Genomic DNA, 22407 nt, shown 5'->3' on the forward strand with positions numbered 1-22407 from the left:
CCCGACGCGTCATTCGGCCCTGAGGTGGGTGCCGAACCAGCGGAGCGTCGCGGGCACCATGCGGCGGAACGTGCGGTAGTTGTGCCCGCCGGACGGCAGGAAAAGGCTGTCGGCCTTCATGGGCGGGCGGACCCCGGCAAGGAACCGCTCGTTCTCCGGAAAGGTCTTCTCGCCGACCCGGCAGGACGCCACGAGAAGGGAGATCGGCGGGGCGGGAAGGTGCTTCTCGCGCCACAGGAGGTTGCTCTCGTTCTGCAGCGCCCGGTTCCCGTCGAACAGCTTGCCCGTCGTGAGGTCCTGCATCGTGGCGAAGTACCCGGACAGCGACGCCGCCGCCGAGTACCGGTCGGGGTGCTTCATCGCGAGCTTGGTGGCGCAGAACCCGCCGGTGGAGTCGCCCATGATGCCCCAGCCGGTGCGGGCGGCGGCGACCCGGTAGTGGGCCCACATCGCCAGCGGCACGTCGGAGGCGAAGAAGCTCTCCACCTGCGGCCCGCCGGGCACGTCCGCGCACTCGGTGTCGCGCGGCGGCGCCTCCGTCGGCCGCATCAGCACGTAGACGGCCGGCGGGAGCCCGGCCCGCTCCCCCTGCCGGACCAGGTCGGGAAAGCGCATCGTATGCAGCAGCGCGGTGGGATGCCCCGGATAACCCGTCAGGACGACGATCACCGGAAAGCGCGTTCTCGCGTACGCGGGCTGGTAGTACTGCGGCGGCAGCAGCACGAAGGATTCGGCGCTCAGCCCCGTCTCCTGGCCCTGGAAGCGATATTCCTCTACCGCTCCTGACACGGCGGCGTGGCGTTTGGCGGCGGCGCTGCCGATCCTTTTGATCGTGGCGGTGTCGATCTGCTTCACCGGGCCGCCGGCCTTCGCCATCACGTGCTTGATCCGGGCGGGCGCCGCGTTGGTGGCGAACAGGTCGTCCCAGCCGGAGTAGAACTCGAAGTGCGCGTTGACCGCGACGAGCACGGCGAGCAGCGTGACGGCCTGCGTGCCGACGAGCAGCCCGACCCGGGCGGCGACGGCGCCGGCCCCCGAGCGTGCGCCCCGCGGCCACCACCACAGCGTGAAGGCGAACAGGACCGCCACGGCCAGGAACAGCAGCGCGATGAATCCGCCTCCGGTGAGTCCCATGCCCTCCCCCTAAGGCAGCCGGTCTTCGTTCGACCGTCAAGTTAGCCGCCGCCGCATCAGCCGGACGACAACGCCGGGTTAGCTCCGCGTTAACCCGCCTGCCGCGCACGGAAACAATGCCGCGCGACCTTGCCAGGGCATATCCAGGGAATTCATTTGCGGTCGCCGTGATTGGCATTGAAGCCGAATAGGCCGCCTTCTCGAGTTCACCGGTCAGCCGGGGGCGTCGCGCCGCTCGTCCGGGGCCGGGCCGTGGAGGCGGACGGCGCTGAGCGCGAGGGCGATCTCCACCAGGTCACGGGGGTGGGCGAGGGTCCGGCCGGTGAGCTGCTCGACCTTGCGGAGCCGGTTCAGGACGGTGTTGCGGTGGCAGAACAGCCGGTCGGCGGCGCGGGCGGCGGAGCCGTCGCAGTCCAGCCAGGTGGTGAGGGTCGCCAGCAGGACGTCCCGGAACGCGGGGTCCACGCCGGACAGGCCGCCGAGCGCGACGTCGCCGAGCCGGCCGGCCAGCCGCGGCTGCGACAGCACCAGCGCGTCGGGCAGGCGCCGGTCGAGCCGGGCGATCTGGGAGCCGGGACCGCGGCAGGTCCGCAGCGCCAGCTCGGCCAGCCAGCGCGCGCCGCCCAGCTCGGCGAGGCTGTACACGACGGGGCTGACGCCCGCGTGCGCATGGGCGTAGGGGCGGACGGCGTCGACGAGGTCGTCCAGCTCCGCGCCGCCGAGCGCGACCAGCGCGACCTGCGCGTCGGTGCGCAACCGCCAGATGAACCGCATCCCGCCGATGTCGCCGGGGCGCCGGTCGCGGCCGCCGGAGAACTCGCCCGCGAACCCGCCGGCGAAGCCGCCCTCCGCGCCGAGCATCACCACCGCGTAGCGGCCGGCCGCCGGCAGCCCGAGCACGGACGCGGCGGTGGCGAGCAGCCCGCCGTCCGCGCCCTGCCCGTCCAGCAGCGCGTCCACGATCGCCTGGACGCGCTCCTCGCTGCGCCGGGCCAGCGACAGCTCGGTCTGGTGGTAGGCCGCGGCGGCGGCCCCGGACTGCTCGTCGATGGTGTCCCAGGTGCGGGTCGCCTGCCGGACGAGCGCGGGCACGTTGCCGGGGTCGTGCCGGCCGACGACCTCGACGACGGCCTCCCAGAACACCCGCCCGGCCAGCCGGTAGGAGCGCAGCAGCTGGTCCAGCGGCTGGCCCTGGTGGGCGCGGCGCCGGCCGAGCCGGCGCGCCCAGTCCAGGTCGGCGCGGCCCCGGCCGGGGTCGAGGATCGCCTCGAAGCCGTGCCCGAGCCCGGTCCGGCACACCTCCCACAGGTCGCCGCGCAGCTGCTCGGAGCGGTCGCCGTCGTCGCCCGCGAGGATCTCGGCGGCGAGCCGGTCGGCGAGGTCGGGCAGCCGGTCGGTGAGCCGCAGCACGGCCTTGCGCAGGATCGCCCGGTCGTCGTCCGCGCGGCCCGGGTCCCGGTGGAGGGCGTCGCGGCGCGCGGGGCCGGTGTGGGCGGGGTCCCTGCGGAGGGACTCTCCGCCTCCGGCGTCCGCGCGTTCCGTGGTTCCCGACCGGCCTGCCGTCATCGCCCGCCACCTCCGGCACAATGCAGGGGGCCACATCGTGCCACCGCGCGGACCCCGGGACCACCGGTCCCCGCCCGTACTGTGCCGGTGCACAACCGCGGCCCCGTCCCGTTGCGCCGCCGCCCCGAAACAGAACGCCGCTCTGGACCGTCCGGCGGACGCGTGCTCATCTGCTGACCATGGGTGTGTTGTCTGGACACGATCGGCTGTACGGGCGCGACCGGGAACTCGCGGCCGTCGAAGGGCTCCTCGGCCGGACGCGGGACGGGCACGGCGGCGCGCTCACCATCGTCGCGGACGCCGGCATGGGCAAGACGGCCCTGCTGGACGCCGCGGCGCGCAACGCCGCCGAGGGTTTCCGCGTGCTGTCGACCAGCGGCGTCCCCGCCGAGGCGCACGTCTCCTACGCGGGGCTGCACCGGCTGCTGCGGCCCCTGTCCGGCCTGGCGGCGGAGCTGCCGCCGGCCTTCCGCACGGCGCTGGCCCCGCTGACCGGCGGCGCCGCTCCCGCGCCGTTCGTCCTGTACTCGGCGGTGTGCGAGCTGCTGAGCGTCGCCGCGCGCGCCGAACCGGTGCTGTGCCGGGTGGACGACGCGCAGTGGCTCGACCGGGTCACGCTCGACGCGCTGGCGTTCGCGGCGCGCCGCGTCCAGGACGAGCGGCTCGCGATCGTCTTCGCCACCCGGACGCAGGCGCCGCTCACCGGCATCCCGCACCTGCGGCTGCCGCCGCTGGACGAGGACGCGAGCCTGCGCATCCTGCAGGACGCGGTCGGCGACGCGCTCGGCACCGAACTCGCCGAGGAGGTCGTCGACCTGGCCAGCGGGTGCGCGCTCGCCGTGCGGGAACTCGCTGGCGGGCTGACCGCCGCGCAGCTGTCCGGCGGCGCCGTGCCGCCCCGCGCACTGCCGCCCGGCAGCGTGCTGCGCACTTTGTACCGGCGCCGCCACCTGCGGCTCCCGCCCGGCGCGCAGCGGCTGGTGCTGATGGTGGCGGCGGACGAGTGGCTCGGCGCGCCGACGGTCGCGCGGGCCGCCCGGACGGCCGGGATCGGCGCCCGCGAGATCGAGGCGGCGCGCGAGTCGGGCCTGCTGCGCCTGGCCGACCACGCGGTGGCCGGGGACGACGCGGTCGTCGTGCGGGACCAGCTCGTCCGGTCGTCGCTGTGGGCGGAGGCGTCGCGGACCGAGCGGCGCGCCGCGCACGCGCTGCTCGCGCAGCTGCTCGTGCAGGACTGGCAGCGGCCGTCGCGGATCTGGCACCGGGCGGCGCTGTCCGGCGAGGCCGACGACCGGATCGCCGACGAGCTGGCGGAGGCGGCGTCGGCGTCCCGGCGGGCCGGCCGGTACGGCGACTCGTGGCGGGCATGGCAGCGGGCCGCCGCGCTGACGTCCGAGCGCGGCGCGCGCGCCGACCGGCTGCTGGCCGCCGCCGCCGACGCGTGGGCGGGCGGCCGGGCGCGGCGCGCGCGGGCCGTGCTGCGGCAGGTCCGTCCGCTGGACCAGGACGGCGCCCGGGCCGGGCGCGCCGAGCTGCTGCGCGGCGGGATCGAGGCGGGTTCGGGGTCGCCGGCGACCGCGGTGCCGATGCTGCGGGACGCGGCCGAACGGCTCGCCGGGACCGACGGCGGCCTGGCCCTGACCGCCCTCATGTGGGCGGCCGAGGCGGCCGACGCCGCGGGCGACCACACCGCGTACGCGGAGATCGCCGAGCGCGCGGCGAACCTGCCGGGCGGGCCGCAGACGCCGCGCGCCGACCTGATGCGGGCGCACCTGGCCGGAATGGCCGCGACGTTCCGCGGCCGCTACGCCGAGGCCGCCGGGCTGCTGCGGCGCGCCGTCCGGCTGGGCGAGGCGGTGGCCGACGACTCCGCCGCGCAGGCGTGGGCGGCGCTCGCGGCCCTCGCCCTCGGCGACGGGCGGGCCCGCGCGCTGGCGGCCGGGGCCGTCGCGTCCGCGCGGCTGTGCGGCGACGCGCCCGCCGAGTCGTACGCGCTGGCGGCCGCGGCGCGGTGCGAGACGCTGCTCGGCCACCCGCCGGTGCCGATCGCCGCCTGCCACGAGGGGCTGCGGCTGGCGCGGGCGACCGGGCAGCACGGGCACGCCGCCGAGCAGCTCGCCGCGCTCGCGCTGGTCGCCGCGTTCAACGGCGACCGGGACGCCGCGCACCGGCACCTGGAGGCGCTGTCGGGCGGCGCGGACCGGCGCGGGCTCGCCGGCGCCGACCGCCGCGGCCTCATCCGCGCCGCCGCGTTCGGCGCCTGGGCCCCCGCGTGCCTGGACCTGGCCGCCGACCGTCCCGGGGACGCCGCCGCCCGGCTGCGGCTGCCCGGCGGCGCGGGCCTGGCGCACCCGCTGGCCCGGCTGCTCGCCGCCCCCAACCTGGTGGAAGCCCTCGCCTACACCGGCCACCGGGCGCCCGCCGTCCACGCGGCCGAGGACTTCACCCGCTGGGCCGACGCCACCCGCACCCCGGGACGGCTCGCGCTCGCCCGCCGCTGCGCCGCGCTGCTCGCCGACTGCGAGGACGAGGCCGCCGCGCACTTCACCGAGGCGCTGCGGCTGCACGAGTCCGCGGACGCGGTGTTCGAGCTGGCCCGCACCGAGCTGCTGTTCGGCGCGCGGCTGCGGCGCGGCCGCCGCCCGCGCGCCGCCCGCGAGCACCTGCGCACCGCGCTGCGGATCTTCGAGCGGTACGGCGCCGCCGCGTGGACGGGCCAGGCCCGCGCGGAACTGCGCGCGGCGGGCGACGCGGGCCCGGCCCCGGACCCGGAGGCGGCTGCACCGCGCACCGCCGCCGGGCCCGGGGAGCCGCCCGCGCTGACCGGCCTGACCGCGCAGCAGGCGCACATCGCCCGGATGGTCGCCGAGGGGGCGACCAACCGGGAGATCGCGGCGCGGCTGCTGCTCAGCCCGCGGACCATCGACCACCATCTCCGCAACGTCTTCACCCGGCTCGGGATCCGCTCGCGCGTCGAGCTGGCCCGGATGATCCGGTGACCGCCCGCGCCCGGCCTACCGGGAGGCCTCCTCGTACTCCTTGTCCTTGGCGTCCTTCGTCTCCTTGGCGTCCTTGGCGTCCTTGGTGCTGCCGCCGCGGGTGCTCTTGGAGCCGGAGGAGCCGGAGGAGCCGGAGTCGCTGGAGCTGGAGTCGCTCTTGGCCTTGCGCCCGTTCCCGGATTCGGCCTCCTCCTCCTTCAGCGCGTCCTCGTGGGTCTTGACGACCTCGCTGTCGCGGATCTCGCCGCGCCAGCCCTCGATCTCGTCGGCGTGGGTCAGCGACTGGGTCATCACGTGCCGGCGGAAGTGCTTGAGCTCCAGCCGGACGCGGCGGCCCTGCGCGCGCCAGATGTTGCCGGTGCGCTCGAACAGGCCCTGCGGGTGGTACTCCAGGACGACCAGGACGCGGGTGAGGTTCGGCGCCAGCTCATGGAAGCTGACCGTCCCGTCCACGTGGCCCTTCGGGGCCTTGGAGCGCCAGACGATGTGCTCGTCCGGCACCTGCTCGATGATCGTCGCCTCCCAGGTCCGCTTGGACCAGAAGATCTTCGCCTGCCAGTTCAGCTTCTCCTCGTCCGCCTGGTCGACGCTGATGACCTTCTTCATGAAGGACGGGAACTCCTGGAACTGCGTGAACTGGTCGTAGACCAGGCGGCGCGGCGCACCGATGTCGGTGTGCTCGATGATGTTGGTGACCTTGACCTTCTTGCCACCGCCGCCCTTGCCGCCGCCCTTCTTCAGGATGCCGCCGACGGTGTCCTTGAGCCGGCCGAACAGGCCCTTGGACTTCTCGCCGGCCTTCTCCGCGGGCTTGCCGGCGGTGTCCTTGGCCTTCTCGGCGGTGTCCTTGGCCTTGTCCACGGCCTTGCCCGCGGCGCCCTTCGCGGACGTGCCGCCGCTCTTGGCCTCGACCTCGTCGGACGAGCCGCCCTGCACCGGCTCGGGCTCGTCGCCCTTGCCGCCGCGGCGGCTGAGCGCCCGGCCCGCGGCGACGGCAGCGCCGGCGCCGAGCAGGACGCCGCCGGTGGTGCCGATCGCCTTGCCGCCGGGGATGCCGCTCGGCAGGTTCTGGGTGATCCGGCCGAGCCCCGAGGGGCTCTTACGGCCGACCGGCAGCCGTTTCGCGATCTGGCCGATGGGCACCGGGCCCACCTTGGTTCCTCGCTTCATGGTGCGTGTCCTCCGCACATGTCGGTTTCGGGGGTCTGTTCTCTGCGGTCGTTCACGGGGCCCGGACGACCTCGCCGTCATGGATCTCGCCGCGCCACCCCTCGAGCTCGCCGGGGGCGGCGGTCAGCGACCTGGTCATGACGTGGCGGCGGAAGTGCTTGAGCTCCAGGCGGACCCGGCGGCCCTGCGCGCGCCACAGGTTGCCGGTCCGCTCGAAGAGGCCGCCCGGGTGGTACTCCAGGACGAGCAGGACGCGGGTCAGGTCGGGCGCCAGCTCGTGGAAGCTGACGGTCCCGTCCACCCGGCCCTTGCGCGCCTTGGACCGCCACACGATGTGCCGGTCCGGGACCTGCTCCACGATCGTCGACTGCCAGGTCCGGCTCGACCAGAAGATCTTCGCCTTCCAGTTCAGCTTCTGCTCGGACGCCTGGTCGACGCTCACCACCTTCTTCATGAAGGACGGGAAGTCCTCGAAGCGCGTCCACTGGTCGTAGACGAGCCGGCAGGGCGCGCCGATGTCGATCTGCTCGACGATGTTGGTCAGCTTCCCGCGCCGGCCGCCGCCGAAGATCCGCTTGAGCGTCTCCTTCAGCGCGGTCCAGCCGAAGCTCAGCAGCGCGCGGGCCGGGGACTTCCCCTCGTACAGCGCCCTGGCTCCGGCCAGCGCCGCCTTGACCAGCGGTCCGCCGAACTCGGCCCGGGCGGCCAGCCGGCGGAGGGTCCGTTCGAGCTTGGCCTCGTACCGGGCGACGACCCGGTCCACGATCCGGCGGCCGGCGCGCCCGGCGACGCGCGCGGCCAGAGCGCCGCCCGCGCCGACGGCGAGCCCCGTCCGGAAGTTCATGTCCTCGTCACCTCGCCGTCCATTCGGAGTCGTGCGGCGGGCTACCCCCGTAAAGAAGGGCAAAACAGACCGCAGGCCAGCGGCTCCACCTCGCCGCACGGCGGCATCACCCCACGTCACCGGGCTGTCACGGACCGGACGCCCCGCGTCCACCCGCGGTGAACGCGCCGGACGCTCCTGTCGGCCCCGCGAGCGCCCCGACCAGACCAGTCCAGCGTGCACACCGGACCACGCGGGCCTCCGGTAACGGTTAAGACTCTTGCGTAATGCACCTCTTGAACTGGTACGGACCAGTGTTTATCTTCATGGCCACCACGCGCGTTTGTGCTCAGTGAGCATTCGCACCGCGCACAATTCTTCATGCGCGAAAGGGAGGAGGAGCGGGCGGCCGACGCCGCCCGCGACGGGACCGCGCCGAAGGTCACGCGACGGCACGCCGCGTGACCGGCCGAAGCCGGCGCGGACACGCGGACCGGAAAGAACATGCGGGCCGATAGAACACGCACGGACGCGCGGTCGCGTCCGCAAGTGCGAGCCGACGAAGGCGGGGACAGATGAAACGGCACCTCATCGGCGCCATCGCCGCGGGCCTCACCGTGGCCCTCGGCGTCAGCGGATGCGGCAAGGGAAGCTCGTCCGGCGGAGACGACTCCGACGGCAAGACGATCAAATTCGTCGCGGCGATCTACGACGACAACACCAAGCCCTTCTGGGACGCCCTGATCAAGGACTTCGAGGCCAAGAACTCCGGGTACAAGGTGAACCTGGAGATGGTCGACTGGACCCAGATGGACGCCAAGGTGAAGACCTACGTCCAGACCAAGCAGGTCCCCGACATCCTCAACTACAACGCGTTCTCCGACTTCGCCCGCGACGGCCTGCTCTACAAGGCCTCCGAGGTCGTGTCGCCGGCCACGCTCGGCGACTTCACCCCGACGTTCGTCGAGCAGGCCAAGTTCAACGGCGAGCAGTACACGCTGCCGTTCATCTCCAGCGCCCGGCTGATGTTCTACAACAAGGACCTGTTCAAGAAGGCCGGCATCGCCGACCCGCCCAAGACCTGGGCCGACATCAAGGCCGACGCGCAGAAGATCAAGAAGACCGGCGCCATCGGCTACGGCCTGCCGCTCGGCCCCGAGGAGGCGCAGGCGGAGTTCTTCTCCTGGGCGATGAACGACAACGGCGGCTGGGTCGACTCGTCCGGCAAATGGGCGATCAACCAGCCCGCCAACATCGACACCCTCAACTTCCTCAAGGACCTCAACAAGTCCGGACTGACCCAGCCGAACCCGGAGAGCACCGACCGCAAGACGGTGTTCAACCAGTTCGCCCAGGGCAAGGTCGGAATGGCGATCGGCGGCCCGTTCACCAAGGCCGGATTCATCACCCCGGCGAACCCGAACCTGAACTTCGGGGTCACCTCGCTGCCGGTGAAGAACGCGAGCTCGCAGCCGAACACCCTCGGCGTCATGGACGTCCTCGACGCGTTCAAGAAGAACGACGGCAAGAACAAGGAGGCCGTCAAGAAGTTCCTCGACTTCTTCTACCAGAAGGACAACGTCTCGCGGTTCCTGTCCAAGGAGGGCTTCCTGCCGACGACGAAGTCCGCCGGTGAGGCGCTCAGCTCCGACCCCTACATGAAGCAGTTCGTCGACGCGCTGCCCACCAGCAAGTTCGCGCCGACGAGCAACCCGGCATGGTCCGCGGTGGCCGGCGCCGTCAAGCAGAGCCTCGGCACCTCGGTCGCCGACAAGGACCCGAAGAAGGTCCTCGACGACATCCAGCAGACCGCCGAGAAGGCCGGCTGAGTGCAGGACGTCGCCATCAAGCGGGACGCCGGGCTCCGTCCGGCGTCCCGCCCCTCCCCGCTCAGGCGCATCGGCCGCGCGCTCGTCCCGCTGCTGTGGCTCGGCCCGTCGATCGTGCTCATCGCCGTCGTCGTGCTGTGGCCCGTCATCGAGATGGTCCGCACCTCGCTGCTGAAGATCAGCTCGTCCGGCGTCACGCTCGGCGGCCGCGGCTCGGCCAACTACACCGACCTGTTCGACGAGGACGCCCTCATCCCGGTCGTGCTGCGCACCCTGCTGTGGGTCGCCGGGATCGTCGTCGTCACCATGGTGCTGTCGCTGGCCGTCGGCCAGCTGCTCAACGCCCGCTTCCCCGGCCGCCGCGTCGTCCGCTGGGCCGTCATCGTCCCCTGGGCGGCGTCGGTGCTGATGACCGCGCTGATCTGGAAGTGGATGCTGGACAACTACTCCGGCCTGGTCAACCGCGTGCTGCTCGACCTGCACGTCATCGACAAGCCGGTGAACTGGCTCGGGCACCCCCACCAGGCGATGATCTGGATGATGTGGGTCGCGGTGTTCGTGTCGCTGCCGTTCACCTCGTTCGTCATCCTCGCCGGGCTCCAGTCCATCCCGACCGACGTCTACGAGGCGGCGCGGGTCGACGGCGCCGGCGTCTTCCGCACCTACTTCGGGATCACGCTGCCGCTGCTGCGGCCCGCCGTCCTGATCGCCTCCATCATCAACGTCATCAACGTCTTCAACTCGTTCCCGATCATCTGGGCGATGACCGCGGGCGGCCCCGGGCACGCCACCGACACCACCACCACCTTCATGTACAAGCTCGCGTTCTACGACCAGCACGTCGGCGAGTCCGCCGCGATGGCCGTCGTCAACTTCGTCCTGATCCTGGTGATGGTGCTCGTGTACCTGAAGGCCACGCGCTGGCGGGAGGAGGTCCGATGAAACGCTCTCCCGTCCGCAAGATCGTCCTCACCGGGGTGGGGTGGCTGGTCGCGCTCATCTTCGTGGCGCCGTACCTGCAGATGTTCCTGACCTCGCTGAAGACCGAGCACGAGCTGACCAAGTCGCCCGGCACCTACCTGCCGGGGCACTGGCAGTGGTCCAACTTCGTGGACGTCTGGAAGGCCGCGCCGATCTGGACCAACATGCGGGTCTCGCTCGTCGTCGCCGCCGTCGCCACCATCGTGACGCTGGCGTGCGCGATGCCCGCCGCGTACTACACCGCGCGCAACCGGTTCCGCGGCCGCGGCGCGTTCCTGCTGCTCGTCCTGGTCACCCAGATGTTCGCGCCGACCGCGCTGGTCATCGGCATCTTCCGGGAGATGGTCGCGCTCAACCTGACCGACACCCTGTTGGCGCTGATCCTGGTCAACGCCGCGTTCAACCTGCCGTTCTGCATCTGGATCCTGCACGGCTACTTCTCCAGCATCCCCAAGGAACTGGAGGAGGCCGCGTTCCTGGACGGCGCCGGACGCATCGGCGCGCTGTTCCGGGTGACGCTCCCCATCTCCACCCCGGGAGTCATCACCGCCGTCGTCTACACGTTCATCTCGGCCTGGAACGAGTACATCGTCGCCCTGACCGTCACCGCGTCGCCGAACCGGCAGCCGCTGACCGTCGCGATCCCCTCGTTCGTCACCCAGTACCAGGCGCACTGGCAGTACCTGTTCGCCACCTCGCTGATCGCTATCGTTCCGGTCGTGATCCTTTTCGTCTTCATCGAGCGGTACCTGATCGGCGGTCTCACCGCGGGCTCGGTCAAGTGACCGTCATCGCGCTGGACGTCGGCGGCACGTCCATGAAGGCCGCCCTCGTCCCCGCCGCCGGGGACGGGGGCGGCGAGGTCCTGCTGTCGGAGTCGTGGCCGACCGACCGCACCGACCCGGTCGGCGGCATCCTCGACTTCGCCGCCCACATGGCCGCCCGCGCCACCGCCCTCGGACGGCCCGCGCGCGCCGCCGGGATCGTCGTCCCCGGCATCGTCGACGAGGCGACCGGCACCGCCGTCCACTCCGCCAACCTCGGCTGGCGGGACGTCCCGATCCTGCACCTCGCCGCCGAACGCCTCGGCCTCCCCGTCGCCGTCGGCCACGACGTCCGCACCGGCGGCCTCGCCGAGGCCGTCCTCGGCGCCGGACGCGACGCCGGCGACTTCGTCTTCATGGCCATCGGCACCGGCATCGCCGCCGCCCTGATCGTCAACGGCGGCACCTACCCGGGCGTCTCCGGCTGGAGCGGCGAGGTCGGCCACATCGTCGTGCGCCCCGGCGGCGAGGACTGCGCCTGCGGCAACCAGGGCTGCCTCGAGACCTACGCCTCGGCCGCGTCCATCTCCCGCCGCTATACCGCCAGAGCCGCCGTCCCCGCGGGCGCCGCCTCCCCCAACGGCACACCGGTCGCCCGCGCGGAGGACGTCATCGCCCGAGCCGGCACCGACGAGGCCGCCGCCCAGGTCTGGTCCGAGGCCCTCGACTGCCTGGCCGACAGCCTCGCCGCCACGACGCTCCTGCTGGACCCGGGCCTGCTCGTCCTCGGCGGCGGCCTGGCCCAGGCGGGCCCCGCACTCCTCGGCCCCCTGGAGTCCCGGCTCGCCGACCGCCTGAAGTTCCGCCCCGCTCCCCCGCTGGCCGCCACGAAACTCGGCGACCAGGCCGCCGTCCACGGCGCCGCCCTCCTCGCCGCCCGACTTCTGTAGCTTTTCTTTGGAAGTTGCCTTGGGACGCCCGACGCGTTCCGTTTGTGTCGCCGTCGGGAGTCTTTTTTTGTGGCCGCGCAAGTCGCCGATCGGTTTCGTCTGATGTGCTGGCGTGATCATCGAACGTGGCCTGTTCGCATTCCCGGATAGCACGGAGAGGGTATTCGGGGCAGAGGCGGAGGGGTTGGCCGTGCGGTGGGGTGGCGCTGGCGTACGGGGCCGCCCCTCCAAAGTCAAGGGCGCCTTCGGCGTCGCTTCGCGATGGACTTCGTCCACCCTTGACTTTGGAGCCTCTGCGGCCCCTGAGGCAGCGCCAAAGGGGCAGGCTCCGCCTGCCCCGCCCGGGTCGCGCCACCCCACCGCCCTCTTCCGTACGCGTGTTCAGCGAAGAAGTGGGGGGCAAGCAAAGCAATTAACAAACCCGTCCACAAGGGAGCCGAAGGCCAGCACCACAGCTCCACCTTTCCGCAGAGCGACCAAATTGGGGCTCGTTCCGGTGTGCAATTGTCGGTCACTTAGGGTACACTGTAGTTATGCAGTCAGTGACGGTCGACCTTGAGGGCGCGTCCACCATGGAATTGGTGAACGCGCTCTCGGTGATCGCCACTGAGCTCGCCCAGCGAGAGGCTCCCGAATCGGCGGCCGCATGTCTTGAACTCACCGAAGATCTGGCGGCCGCCTGCGATATGCAGGAAAGTGCGCTGGCCGGATTCATTGGGCGAGCGGACGCCACCGGAGAAATGCGCCGCTGGGGATATCCCTCCACTCAATCGTGGTTGCGGTCCCGGCTGGGGATGCGGGACCACCGCGTCAAGGAACGGCTCGCCCTGGCGCGGCAGCGGCACCGCCTGCCGACCGTCGCCAGGATGCTGGCCGCCGGGGAGCTCTCCTACGGATACGCCACGACCGTCGCCGACTCCGTCGCCCGCCTGGACGACGTCGAAGCCGCGAAGGCAGAGGCGTTTCTCCTCGAGAAGGTCCACGAAGGATTCTCCGCGGGGAAGGTGGCCTCGTTCGGGCGCCGCATCCGCGATGTCATCGCCGAACGCGACGGCACCGACGAGGCCCCGGGAGACGCCCGGCGCGGGTACGACAAGTCCTGGATCACCACGACCCGTTCTCTGGACGGCGGCCGGTACGTGAAGGGCTGGCTGAACGCCGAGGACGCGGCGATCTGGGACGGCACGCTCGCTCCCTTGGCCAAGCCTGCCGGGCCCGACGACCGCCGCGACGTCGCCGAACGCACCGCAGCCGCTCTCTCCAGCGTCCTGTCGGGTGGGCACAAGTCCACCAAGGTCACCGTCATCTGCGACCTTGAGACGCTGACCGGCGGCAACGCGCCCGCCCGCCTCACCGACGGCACGCCGATCCCCGCTCCGCAAGCCCGCCGCATGGCGCTGGCAGCCGGAGTCTCGCCGCTCCTCCTGGGACGCGGGAACACTCCCCTCTACCTCGGTTACCGGGAGCGATTCGCCAGCGCAGCCCAACGCCAGGTGCTCGAAACGCTGTACCCCACCTGCGCGGTCAGCGACTGCGAGACGCCGGGCACCCTCTGCGAAGTCGACCACGTGAACGGTTGGGCACTCGGCTCCCCCACCGACATCGATCAGCTCGCCCTCTGCTGCGGCTGGCACAACCGCTTCAAACACGCCAGCCCGAACCAGATCGACATCGGCAAGGACCGGAACGGACGCTACGTCTACCGGCTCCTGCCACCACCCGGCGCATCGGCCAACAGAACCAACGGCCCACCGGGCACCCGCCTCGACTGGGCCGCGTGACCACCCGAACTCGCCCAGAGCTCGGGCCCACCGGCATGCGCTGGCTCACCCCATCGGGAAGCGCCAGCGGGTCGCGCTGAACCCTTTCTCCTTGCCGAACGCGAACACCGTCGTCGGCATAACGGCGAAGACATACCGAGGCTCGCTCAACTCGGTATCGGCTGGATCGTAGAACTCCCCGTCCCTGACGAACGGGTGCCACCACGGATACTTGGCCGGGAACAGCTCCGCGACCCGTTGCAGCCGATCACCATCCCGCACCAGATGCGCCGTGCCTTCGAGCACCAGGTCAACGTCATCAGCGGGCACGGTCACGGCACAGCCGCCGTTGCGCTCCAGGTCGCGCGCCTTACGGGTCGCCCGGCCGGTGTTGAAGCAGACGGAGCCCTCCGACCAAACCCCCAACACCGGCACGACGTGCGGCCCCCCGTCCCGCCCGGCGGCGGCCAACTCTGCCATGCCCCCTCCTTGCGTACCGGTCGTCCCCGAATCTGTCGCCGTGACCACACCACGCGCGACACCGCTGCCTAGCCTCCTCCATCCCCCAATGCATCGGCGCTCCGTGACTATTGGCGGCCAGTCGCCCCGCCCCACACGCGTACGGATGGGGGCGGTGGGGTGGCGCGACCCGGGGCGGGGCAGGCGGAGCCTGCCCCTTGGCGCTGCCTCAGGGGCCGCAGAGGCTCCAAAGTCAAGGGTGGACGAAGTCCATCGCGAAGCGACGCCGAAGGCGCCCTTGACTTTGGAGGGGCGGCCCCGTACGCCAGCGCCACCCCACCGCACGGCCAACCCCTCCGCCTCTGCCCCAAGCACCCCTTCCCCACCACCGAACACGCCCACCCTCACCAAACCCACCGCCCCGCCCTACGACCACACGCCCAAGCTCCTCAGACACGCCGCGCCCCCTCAGACACGCGCCACCGCCTCACGCACGTCACACTTCCCACGTCACGTACCACCTCCCCAAGCACGCGCTACGTCCCTCAAGCACGTTGCACCACCCCAGGCATGCATCATTTGCTCAAGCACGCGGCACGTCCCCACGCACGCGTCATCTCCTCACGCCCGTGCCACCTCCTCAGGCATGCGCCACGTCCTCAAGCACCCGGCACCTCCCTCAAGGACGTGGCGCATGTCCTGCGGTGGGGGTGGGGGCTGGTGGTCAGCGGGTGGTGGGGCGGTTCGGGGTGGTGAAGGCGAAGACCGAGTGCGGGTCGTGGCCGGAGAACAGCAGGCGGATGACCACGATGGCCATCGCCTCCAGGTTGCGGGCCTGGCGGAGGTCGCCGGCGTCCAGCGGTTCGGCGCCGAGGGCGGTGATCAGGGTGCGGGCGGCGGGCTTGGCCTCCTCGTCGCCGGCGAAGGGGACGGCGAGGGGGCGGCCGTCGAAGGCGGGCGGGGTCATCGCCCAGACGGACGCGTGGGCCTGGTTGAACGCCTTGACGACGTGGGCGCCGGGGGCGAGGCGGGCGATCTCCTCGGCCATGGACGCGCCGTCCCGGTAGGTGACCTGGGAGAAGTCGGCGGTGTCGACGGCGTTGCCGCAGTCGATCACGGGCTTGCCGGCGAGGGCGCCGCCGGCGGCGGCGATGGTGTCGGCGAGGCCCTCCCGGCGGACGGCGACGAGGACGGCGTCGCCGAACTCGGCGGCGTCGCGGAGGGTTCCGGAGCGGGCGCCGACGCGTCCGGCGAGGGCCTCGGCCTTGGCCGGGGTCCGGCCGCCGATCAGGACGTCGTGTCCGGCCCGGACCCAGCCGGCGGCGAGGGCCTCGGTCATCGCTCCCGCTCCGAGCACACCGATCTTCATGACGGCCTCCAAAGGTGGTGGTTACGGGAGGGAATGTAGGAGGCCGAGGGGAACCGATCGGTTCCTTACGCGGTGCGTGCGGCGAGCAGGGCGTCGGTGTTCTCCTCGGCCCAGCGGGAGAGTGCGCAGACGGGGACGAGGAGGCTGCGGCCGAGGTCGGTGAGGCGGTACTCGGCGCCGGGCGGGGCGGTGCGCAGCTCGCGGCGCTCGACGAGGCCGTTGTCGGCCAGGCGGTGCAGCGTCTGGGTGAGCATCTTGTTGCTGATCCCGCCGATCGTGTCGCGGAGCTCGCCGTACCGGGCGGGGCCGCGGCCGAGCGCGGCGACCACGACGACGGACCAGGTGTCGGAGATCAGCGCCAGCGTGGTGCGGGCGGGGCAGTCGGCGAGGAACACGTCATGGGCGACCACACCGGCAGGTTACGCCTTGCCGGCGGGACGGCGGGCCTGCGCGAGGAGGGCGGCGGCGGGACCGGTGGGGTCGGCGCCGGTGCGCCAGACGGCGCGCAGGGAGCGTTCCACGGTCAGCCCGGCGATCTCGATCTCGGTGAGGGTACCCGCGGCGAGGTCGGCGGTCACGACGAGCTCGCTGATCAGGGCGGGGCCGGCGCCGGCGACGACCGCGTTGCGGACGGCGGTGCTCGAGCCGAGTTCCAGCAGCGGCGGGACGAGGTGCAGGCCGTGCGCGGCGAACGCCTGGACGGCGGCCTCGCGGGTGCCGGATCCGGTCTCGCGGCTGATCAGCGGGGTGCCGGCGACCTCGGCTGGGTCGACGGGGCGGCGGCGCCGCGTCCACGGGTGGCCGGGCGGCGCGACCAGGACGAGCCGGTCCCCCGCGACGGCCCGGGAGCGCAGCCCGGACGGGCGGCCGGGCGACTCGATGAAGCCGAGGTCGATCTCGCCGTGCCGGGCCAGTTCGCAGACGCGGGAGGAGTTGGTGACCTGGAGGCCGACGTGCAGGTCGGGGTCGGCGCGGCGGAGTTCGCCGATCCAGGCGGGCAGCAGGTACTCGGCGACGGTGAGGCTGGCGGCGACGGACAGCTGCGCGGTGCGGGCGCGGCGGAGGGCGGCGGCGCCGTCGGTGAGCGCGGCGAGGTCGTCCAGGACGCGGCGGGCCCAGCCGGTGACGAGGACGCCGTCGGCGGTGAGGGCGGAGCCGCGGCGGGTGCGGTCCAGCAGGCGCAGCCCGAGCCGCCGCTCCAGCCGGGACAGCCGCTTGCTCGCCGACGGCTGGCTGATGCCGACCTCGGCCGCCGCCGCGGTGAGGCTGCCCTGGTCGGCGACGTGCACCAGCAGCTGGAGGGATTCCACGTCCGGGGGCTGTGCCATGCCTCCAGGCTATGACGTGAGGTCGAATCGGCCGCTTCCGGCGCAGCACGGGCTGCCGGAGGGTCGAAGACATGAGCACTGTGGAGGCGGTTCGCCCGGAACGGGCGAGGGTGCGGGCGGGACGGCCGGGCCCGGGCGTCGCGGTGGCGGCGGCGGGCGCGGCGGCGGCGATGGTGATCAACGGGTGGGTGCCGGCGTTGAGCGCCCTGACGGTGGCGGTGCTGCTCGGCGTGCTGGTGGGCGGCGTCCTGCCGGAGTCGACCTCGTACGGGTTGCAGTGGGCGACTCGCAAGTTCCTCAGGCTCGGCGTGGTGCTGCTCGGCCTGGAGCTGAGCGTGGGCGAGGTGCTGCGGCTGGGGCCGGGCATGCTGGCCGTGGTGGTGATCACGGTCCTGTCCGGGTTCGCCGGGACGCTGCTGCTCGGCCGGCTGGTCGGCGTGCCGAAGGGGCTGGCGCTGATGGTGGCGACGGGGTTCTCGATCTGCGGCGCCTCGGCGATCGTGGCGATGGACAGCGTGGCGCGCAGCCGGAAGGAGGACGTCGCGACCGGCGTCACGCTCGTGACGATCTACGGCAGCGCGGCCATCGCGATCGTCCCGTTCCTCGGCGCGCACGTGTTCGGGCTGGACGACGAGTCGCTCGGCATGTGGGCGGGGCTGAGCGTCCATGAGGTCGCGCAGGTCGTCGCGGCGGCGTCCCCGGCGGGCGCCGCCGCCGTGGGGACGGCGGTGATCGTGAAGCTGACCCGGGTGGTGCTGCTCGCGCCGATGGTGGCGGGCATGGGCGTGGTGGAGCGGCGCGGCGGCGTCAACGCGGAAGGGAAGCGGCCACCGGTCGTGCCGCTGTTCGTCGTCGGGTTCCTGGTGATGCTGGCGCTGCGCAGCACCGGCATGGTCCCCGGCGGTGTGCTGACGGGCGCGAAGGACGTCTCGACGGTGCTGCTGGCCGCCGCGATGTTCGGCCTGGGCTCGGCGGTGCGCGTCAGGGAGCTGGTGAGGACGGGACGGCGCGGCCTTGTCCTCGGCGCGCTGTCGACCCTGCTCGTCGGCACGGTCTCCCTGACCGCGCTGACCGTGATCCCGCGCTGAGCCCGCCCCCCCGGCATGAGAATGGCGGGCGCGCGTCGCTAGTCGTCGATGGCGGCGTAGGCGGTGGTCCAGAAGTCCTGGAAGTAGTGCGGCGGCTGCGGGGAGGTCATGGCGCGCTGGGTGAAGATGACGCCGATCATGTCCTCGCCGGGGTCGGCGTAGGCGGACGTGCCGAGGCCGCCCGTCCAGCCGAACCGGCCGGGGCGGACGAACAGGTCGTCGCGGCGGCCGTCCACGCCGAGGCAGAAGCCCCAGCCGCCCGAGCCGAGGAAGGTCCCGGCGCCCGCCTTCTGCTCCGGCGTCAGCCGGTCGGTGGTCATCAGCTCGACGGACGGCCGGGACAGCAGCCGCCCGCCCGGGTACCGCCCGCCCGGGTACCGCCCGCCGTCCAGCAGCATCCGCAGGAAGGCGCGGTAGTCGTCGACGGTGGAGACCAGGCCGGGGCCGCCGCTGCCGGCGGGGAACACCGGCGGGCGGTCGTAGGCGCCGTCGCGCGGGTCGGGGCGGCGGGCGAGCGCGCCGGTGCCCGGGTCGGTGGCGTAGGACGCGGCGAGCCGGCCGGTCTGCGCGGCGGGGATGGTGAAGCCGGTGTCGCGCATCCCGAGCGGCTCGAAGATCCGCTCGCGGAGGAACTCCTCGAGCGGGCGGCCGGAGGCGCGGGCGATCGCCACGCCGGCGACGTCCGCACCGGTGTTGTAGAGCCAGCCCGCGCCCGGCTGGTGGGCCAGCGGCAGGGTGCCGAGCCGTTTGAGCCATTCGTCGGGGGCGCAGGCGGGGCCGTCCGGGCCGTTGTCGACGCCCGCGTCCATCATCGCCTGCGTGATCGGGGGCAGGCCCTCGGGCGTGAACATCAGCCCGTAGCCGAGGGTGAAGGTGAGCGCGTCGCGCAGGGTGATCGGGCGTTCGGCGGGGACGGTGTCGTCGACCGGGCCGCCGGGGCGGCGCAGGACGCGCCGGTCGGCGAGTTCGGGGAGCAGGTCGTGCAGCGGGTCGTCCAGGCGGAGCCGGCACTCCTCGACCAGGATCATCGCGGCGACGGCGGTGACCGGCTTGGTCAGCGACGCGATCCGGAAGAGGGCGTCGCGGCGCATCGGGTCCGCTCCCCCGGCCTCCAGGGAGCCGGCCTCGATCACGTGCGTGCGGCCGCGCCGCTGGACGAGCGCGACCAGGCCGGGCAGCTCGCCGCTCTCGACGAATCCGGTCAGCACCCGGCGCATCCGGTCCAGTCCCGCCGGGGACAGCCCGCCGTCGTCGCTCATCCTCGCTCCTCTGGTCGGTTCTCGCAGGGGCAGACCGTCCGGCGCCCGTGAACTCATCGCTCCCCGCCCGAATAATGCGTAGGATTCCTCCTACGCTTGACAGGTAGGGAATCACCTACCTATCGTCGCGGCATGGACATCATCCGGACGCGCCGGGACCGGGCGCGGTGACGGCGGACGTGTTCGCGGCGCTGGCCAGCCCGGTGCGGCGCGAGCTGACCGCGCTGCTGCTGGAGGGGCCCCGGTCGGTGAACGACCTGGCGTCCCGCTTCGCGATGAGCCGTCCGAGCGTCTCCGAGCACCTGAAGGTGCTGCGGGAGGCGGGGCTCGTCACCGAGCGGCGCGACGGGCGGCGGCGCATCTACCAGCTGGAGGCCGAACCGCTCATGGAGCTGTCGCAGTGGCTGACCCCCTACGAGCGGTTCTGGCGGAGCAGGCTCGCCGGCCTGCGCGAACTGCTGGACGCCGAGGACGAGAAGTGACACCGAGAGGGGAAGACCCATGGCACCGAGCACGGACGGGGGCGGCGTGGTGAGCGGGGAGCGCGCGTCGATCGAGGTGGACGAGTTCCTGCCGCATCCGCCGGAGCGGGTCTGGCGGGCGCTGACCGATCCGGACCTGCTGGCCCGCTGGCTGATGCCGAACGACTTCAAGCCGGTCGTCGGGCACCGGTTCACCTTCGCCGCCAAGCCGATCCCGAACGTCGGCTTCGACGGGACGATCTCCTGCCGCGTCCTCGACGTCGAGGAGGGACGGCTGCTGCGGATCAGCTGGAACGGCGGCGGCCTGGACACCACGGTGACGTGGCGGCTGGCCGCCGAGGGGAACGGCACCCGGCTGTTCGTCGAGCACGCCGGCTTCGACCTCGACGACCCCGTCAACGCCTACGCCTACCGCGGGATGGGCAGCGGGTGGCGCACCGACGTCCTCCGCAAGCTGGCGGACGTCCTCGCCGAAACCGCCTGACCACTCCGATCACCGCAGCCCGGCCGTCCCTCCACGCTAGGGGCGGCCGGGCCGCGGGTCTCAGGCGACGGGTTCGAGGGGCGGGCGCGTGTCGAACTGCGTCTCGTACAGGTCGGCGTAGCGGCCGCCCGCGGCGAGCAGCTCGTCGTGCGTGCCGCGCTCGATGATCCGGCCCTCCTCCACGACCAGGATCAGGTCGGCGGCGCGGACGGTGGACAGCCGGTGCGCGATCACCACGGCGGTGCGCCCGTCGAGCGCCTCGGCCAGCGCCTCCTGGACGGCGGCCTCGGACGTGGAGTCCAGGTGCGCCGTGGCCTCGTCGAGGATGACGACGCGCTGGCGGGCCAGCAGCAGCCGGGCGATGGTGAGCCGCTGCCGCTCACCGCCCGACAGCCGGTAGCCGCGCTCGCCGACGATCGTGTCGAGGCCGTCGGGCAGCCCCTCGATCAGCGCGTCGAGGCGGGCGCGGCGCAGCACGTCCCACAGCTCGTCCTCGGACGCCTCGGGCCGGGCCAGCAGCAGGTTGTCGCGGATCGACTCGTGGAACAGGTGCCCGTCCTGGGTGACCATGCCGAGCGTCGCGCGGATCGACGCGAACGACAGGTCGCGGACGTCCACGCCGCCCAGCCGGACGGTGCCGGCGTCGGCGTCGTACAGGCGCGGCAGCAGCTGCGCGATCGTCGACTTGCCGGCGCCGGACGAGCCGACGAGCGCGACCATCTGCCCGGGCTCGGCGCGGAACGACACCCCGTGCAGGACGTCGACGCCGCCGCGGGTGTCGAGCGTCGCGACCTCCTCCAGCGAGGCCAGGGACACCTTGTCGGCCGCCGGGTAGGCGAAGGTGACGTCGTCGAACTCGACCGCGACGGGCCCGTCGGGGACGGCGCGCGGCTCGGGCTTCTCGGCGACGAGCGGCCGCAGGTCCAGCACCTCGAAGACCCGCTCGAAGCTGACCAGCGCGCTCATCACCTCGACGCGGGCGCTGGCGAGCGCGGTCAGCGGCGCGTACAGCCGGGTGAGCAGCAGCGCGAGGGCGACGACGGCGCCGGCGTCGAGGTGGCCGCGCAGCGACATCCAGCCGCCGAGGCCGTAGACCAGCGCGAGCGCCAGCGCCGACACCATGGTCAGCGCGGTGATGAACACGTGCTGCACCATCGCGGTGCGGACGCCGATGTCGCGGACGCGGCGGGCGCGCGCGGCGAACTCGGCGGACTCGCGGTCGGGCCGTCCGAACAGCTTGACCAGGGTGGCGCCGGGCGCGGAGAACCGCTCGGTCATCTGGGTGCTCATCGCGGCGTCGTGCCGGGCGGCCTCGCGCTCCAGCCCGGCGAGGCGGGTGCCCATCCGGCGGGCCGGCAGCACGAAGACCGGCAGGAGCACCAGCGCGAGCAGCGTGACCTGCCAGGAGATGCCGACCATGACCGCGAACGTCAGCAGCAGCGTCACCAGGTTGCTGACCACGCCGGACAGCGTGTCGCTGAACGCGCGCTGCGCGCCGATCACGTCGTTGTTGAGCCGGCTGACGAGCGCGCCGGTGCGGGTGCGGGTGAAGAACGCGACCGGCATCCGCTGCACGTGGTCGAAGACGGCGGTGCGCAGGTGCAGGATCAGCCCCTCGCCGATGCGGGCCGACAGCCACCGGTTGGCGAGGCCGAGCCCGCCCTCGGCGACCGCCAGCGCCGCGATCAGCACGGCCAGCCCCACCACGGTGGACGTCGCGGACCGGTCGACGATCGCGTTCACCACCCGGCCGGCCAGCACGGGCGTCGCGACGGCCAGCACCGCCATCACCACGCTGAGCAGCAGGTACACGTACAGCGGGCGGCGGTGGGGGCGGGCGAACGCGGCGATCCGGCGCAGCGTGGCCTTGGAGAACGGCCGGCGGTCGTCCTGCGCGTTCATGGCGTGGTGCAACGACATCCACGCGGTGACTTCCATGTCCATCGGCAATCCTCAGCGATC

The 22407-nt window shown here is 72.8% G+C and carries 19 protein-coding genes; 9 read left to right on the top strand and 10 right to left on the bottom strand.

The genetic code is table 11. The annotated features are described in order from the left end of the window. Nucleotides 1–9 precede the first annotated feature (9 nt). Together QP089_RS09365 and QP089_RS09370 are read right to left on the bottom strand one after the other, a co-directional pair. Complete coding sequence (locus QP089_RS09365; protein WP_285911015.1) at nucleotides 10–1134, bottom strand: alpha/beta hydrolase; 1125 nt, start codon at nucleotides 1132–1134, stop codon at nucleotides 10–12. Nucleotides 1135–1347: 213 nt separating this feature from the next. Next, nucleotides 1348–2700 (bottom strand): PucR family transcriptional regulator, encoded by a 1353-nt coding sequence (locus QP089_RS09370; protein WP_285911016.1) that lies wholly within the window; start codon nucleotides 2698–2700, stop codon nucleotides 1348–1350. Between the two features lie 188 nt (nucleotides 2701–2888). Between QP089_RS09370 and QP089_RS09375 the strand changes: the two genes are divergently transcribed. Next, nucleotides 2889–5699, top strand: a complete 2811-nt coding sequence (locus QP089_RS09375) for a helix-turn-helix transcriptional regulator (protein WP_285911017.1) — start codon at nucleotides 2889–2891, stop codon at nucleotides 5697–5699. A gap of 15 nt (nucleotides 5700–5714) precedes the next feature. Here QP089_RS09375 and QP089_RS09380 read toward each other — a convergent pair whose 3' ends face one another. Both QP089_RS09380 and QP089_RS09385 read right to left on the bottom strand, forming a co-directional pair. After that, nucleotides 5715–6869: an SRPBCC family protein gene (locus QP089_RS09380; protein ID WP_285911018.1), complete on the bottom strand. Its 1155-nt coding sequence runs from the start codon at nucleotides 6867–6869 to the stop codon at nucleotides 5715–5717. Between the two features lie 52 nt (nucleotides 6870–6921). Further along, nucleotides 6922–7713: an SRPBCC family protein gene (locus QP089_RS09385; protein WP_285911019.1), complete on the bottom strand. Its 792-nt coding sequence runs from the start codon at nucleotides 7711–7713 to the stop codon at nucleotides 6922–6924. 554 nt (nucleotides 7714–8267) lie between these two features. On the opposite strand from QP089_RS09385, the gene QP089_RS09390 reads away from it, so the two are divergent. The 5 genes from QP089_RS09390 to QP089_RS09410 all read left to right on the top strand — a co-directional run bounded on the left by QP089_RS09390 (nucleotide 8268) and on the right by QP089_RS09410 (nucleotide 13997). Further along, nucleotides 8268–9521 (top strand): extracellular solute-binding protein, encoded by a 1254-nt coding sequence (locus QP089_RS09390; RefSeq protein WP_285911020.1) that lies wholly within the window; start codon nucleotides 8268–8270, stop codon nucleotides 9519–9521. Beyond that, complete coding sequence (locus QP089_RS09395) at nucleotides 9522–10463, top strand: carbohydrate ABC transporter permease (RefSeq protein WP_285911021.1); 942 nt, start codon at nucleotides 9522–9524, stop codon at nucleotides 10461–10463. It abuts the gene before it with no gap. After that, the gene (locus QP089_RS09400) at nucleotides 10460–11287 is read left to right on the top strand and encodes a carbohydrate ABC transporter permease (RefSeq protein ID WP_285911023.1); all 828 of its coding nucleotides are present in this window, start codon (nucleotides 10460–10462) and stop codon (nucleotides 11285–11287) included. The genes QP089_RS09395 and QP089_RS09400 overlap by 4 nt, the downstream gene beginning before the upstream one ends. Continuing rightward, on the top strand, nucleotides 11284–12216 hold the full coding sequence (locus QP089_RS09405) for an ROK family protein (RefSeq protein WP_285911024.1): 933 nt from the start codon (nucleotides 11284–11286) through the stop codon (nucleotides 12214–12216). Before QP089_RS09400 ends, QP089_RS09405 begins: the two co-directional genes overlap by 4 nt. A gap of 533 nt (nucleotides 12217–12749) precedes the next feature. Beyond that, a complete protein-coding gene (locus QP089_RS09410) occupies nucleotides 12750–13997 on the top strand; it encodes an HNH endonuclease signature motif containing protein (RefSeq protein ID WP_285911025.1) in 1248 nt (415 codons plus the stop codon). A gap of 45 nt (nucleotides 13998–14042) precedes the next feature. Here QP089_RS09410 and QP089_RS09415 read toward each other — a convergent pair whose 3' ends face one another. From QP089_RS09415 to QP089_RS09430, 4 genes are all read right to left on the bottom strand, one after another. After that, nucleotides 14043–14456, bottom strand: coding sequence for a pyridoxamine 5'-phosphate oxidase family protein (locus tag QP089_RS09415; RefSeq protein ID WP_285911026.1), 414 nt, complete (start codon nucleotides 14454–14456; stop codon nucleotides 14043–14045). Nucleotides 14457–15159: 703 nt separating this feature from the next. Next, a complete protein-coding gene (locus QP089_RS09420; protein ID WP_285911027.1) occupies nucleotides 15160–15804 on the bottom strand; it encodes an NADPH-dependent F420 reductase in 645 nt (214 codons plus the stop codon). Between the two features lie 65 nt (nucleotides 15805–15869). After that, nucleotides 15870–16214, bottom strand: a complete 345-nt coding sequence (locus QP089_RS09425) for a winged helix-turn-helix transcriptional regulator (RefSeq protein WP_285911028.1) — start codon at nucleotides 16212–16214, stop codon at nucleotides 15870–15872. A gap of 9 nt (nucleotides 16215–16223) precedes the next feature. Beyond that, the gene (locus tag QP089_RS09430) at nucleotides 16224–17132 is read right to left on the bottom strand and encodes a LysR family transcriptional regulator (protein ID WP_285911029.1); all 909 of its coding nucleotides are present in this window, start codon (nucleotides 17130–17132) and stop codon (nucleotides 16224–16226) included. Nucleotides 17133–17203: 71 nt separating this feature from the next. Between QP089_RS09430 and QP089_RS09435 the strand changes: the two genes are divergently transcribed. Next, complete coding sequence (locus tag QP089_RS09435; protein ID WP_285911030.1) at nucleotides 17204–18220, top strand: YeiH family protein; 1017 nt, start codon at nucleotides 17204–17206, stop codon at nucleotides 18218–18220. A gap of 38 nt (nucleotides 18221–18258) precedes the next feature. Here the strand turns inward: QP089_RS09435 and QP089_RS09440 are convergent, their stop codons facing one another. Continuing rightward, entirely contained in the window at nucleotides 18259–19479 is a 1221-nt protein-coding gene (locus tag QP089_RS09440; RefSeq protein WP_285911031.1) for a serine hydrolase domain-containing protein, read from the bottom strand. 167 nt (nucleotides 19480–19646) lie between these two features. On the opposite strand from QP089_RS09440, the gene QP089_RS09445 reads away from it, so the two are divergent. Both QP089_RS09445 and QP089_RS09450 read left to right on the top strand, forming a co-directional pair. Then, nucleotides 19647–19961: an ArsR/SmtB family transcription factor gene (locus tag QP089_RS09445; protein ID WP_285911032.1), complete on the top strand. Its 315-nt coding sequence runs from the start codon at nucleotides 19647–19649 to the stop codon at nucleotides 19959–19961. A 19-nt stretch (nucleotides 19962–19980) separates the two neighbouring features. Further along, on the top strand, nucleotides 19981–20445 hold the full coding sequence (locus QP089_RS09450; RefSeq protein WP_285911033.1) for an SRPBCC family protein: 465 nt from the start codon (nucleotides 19981–19983) through the stop codon (nucleotides 20443–20445). Nucleotides 20446–20505: 60 nt separating this feature from the next. On the opposite strand, the gene QP089_RS09455 is transcribed toward QP089_RS09450, so the two are convergent. Then, nucleotides 20506–22389 (bottom strand): ABC transporter ATP-binding protein, encoded by a 1884-nt coding sequence (locus QP089_RS09455; protein WP_285911034.1) that lies wholly within the window; start codon nucleotides 22387–22389, stop codon nucleotides 20506–20508. Between the last annotated feature and the right edge of the window lie 18 nt (nucleotides 22390–22407).

This window comes from Actinomadura opuntiae (assembly GCF_030283205.1).
In the GTDB taxonomy this organism is placed as follows: Bacteria; Actinomycetota; Actinomycetes; order Streptosporangiales; family Streptosporangiaceae; genus Spirillospora.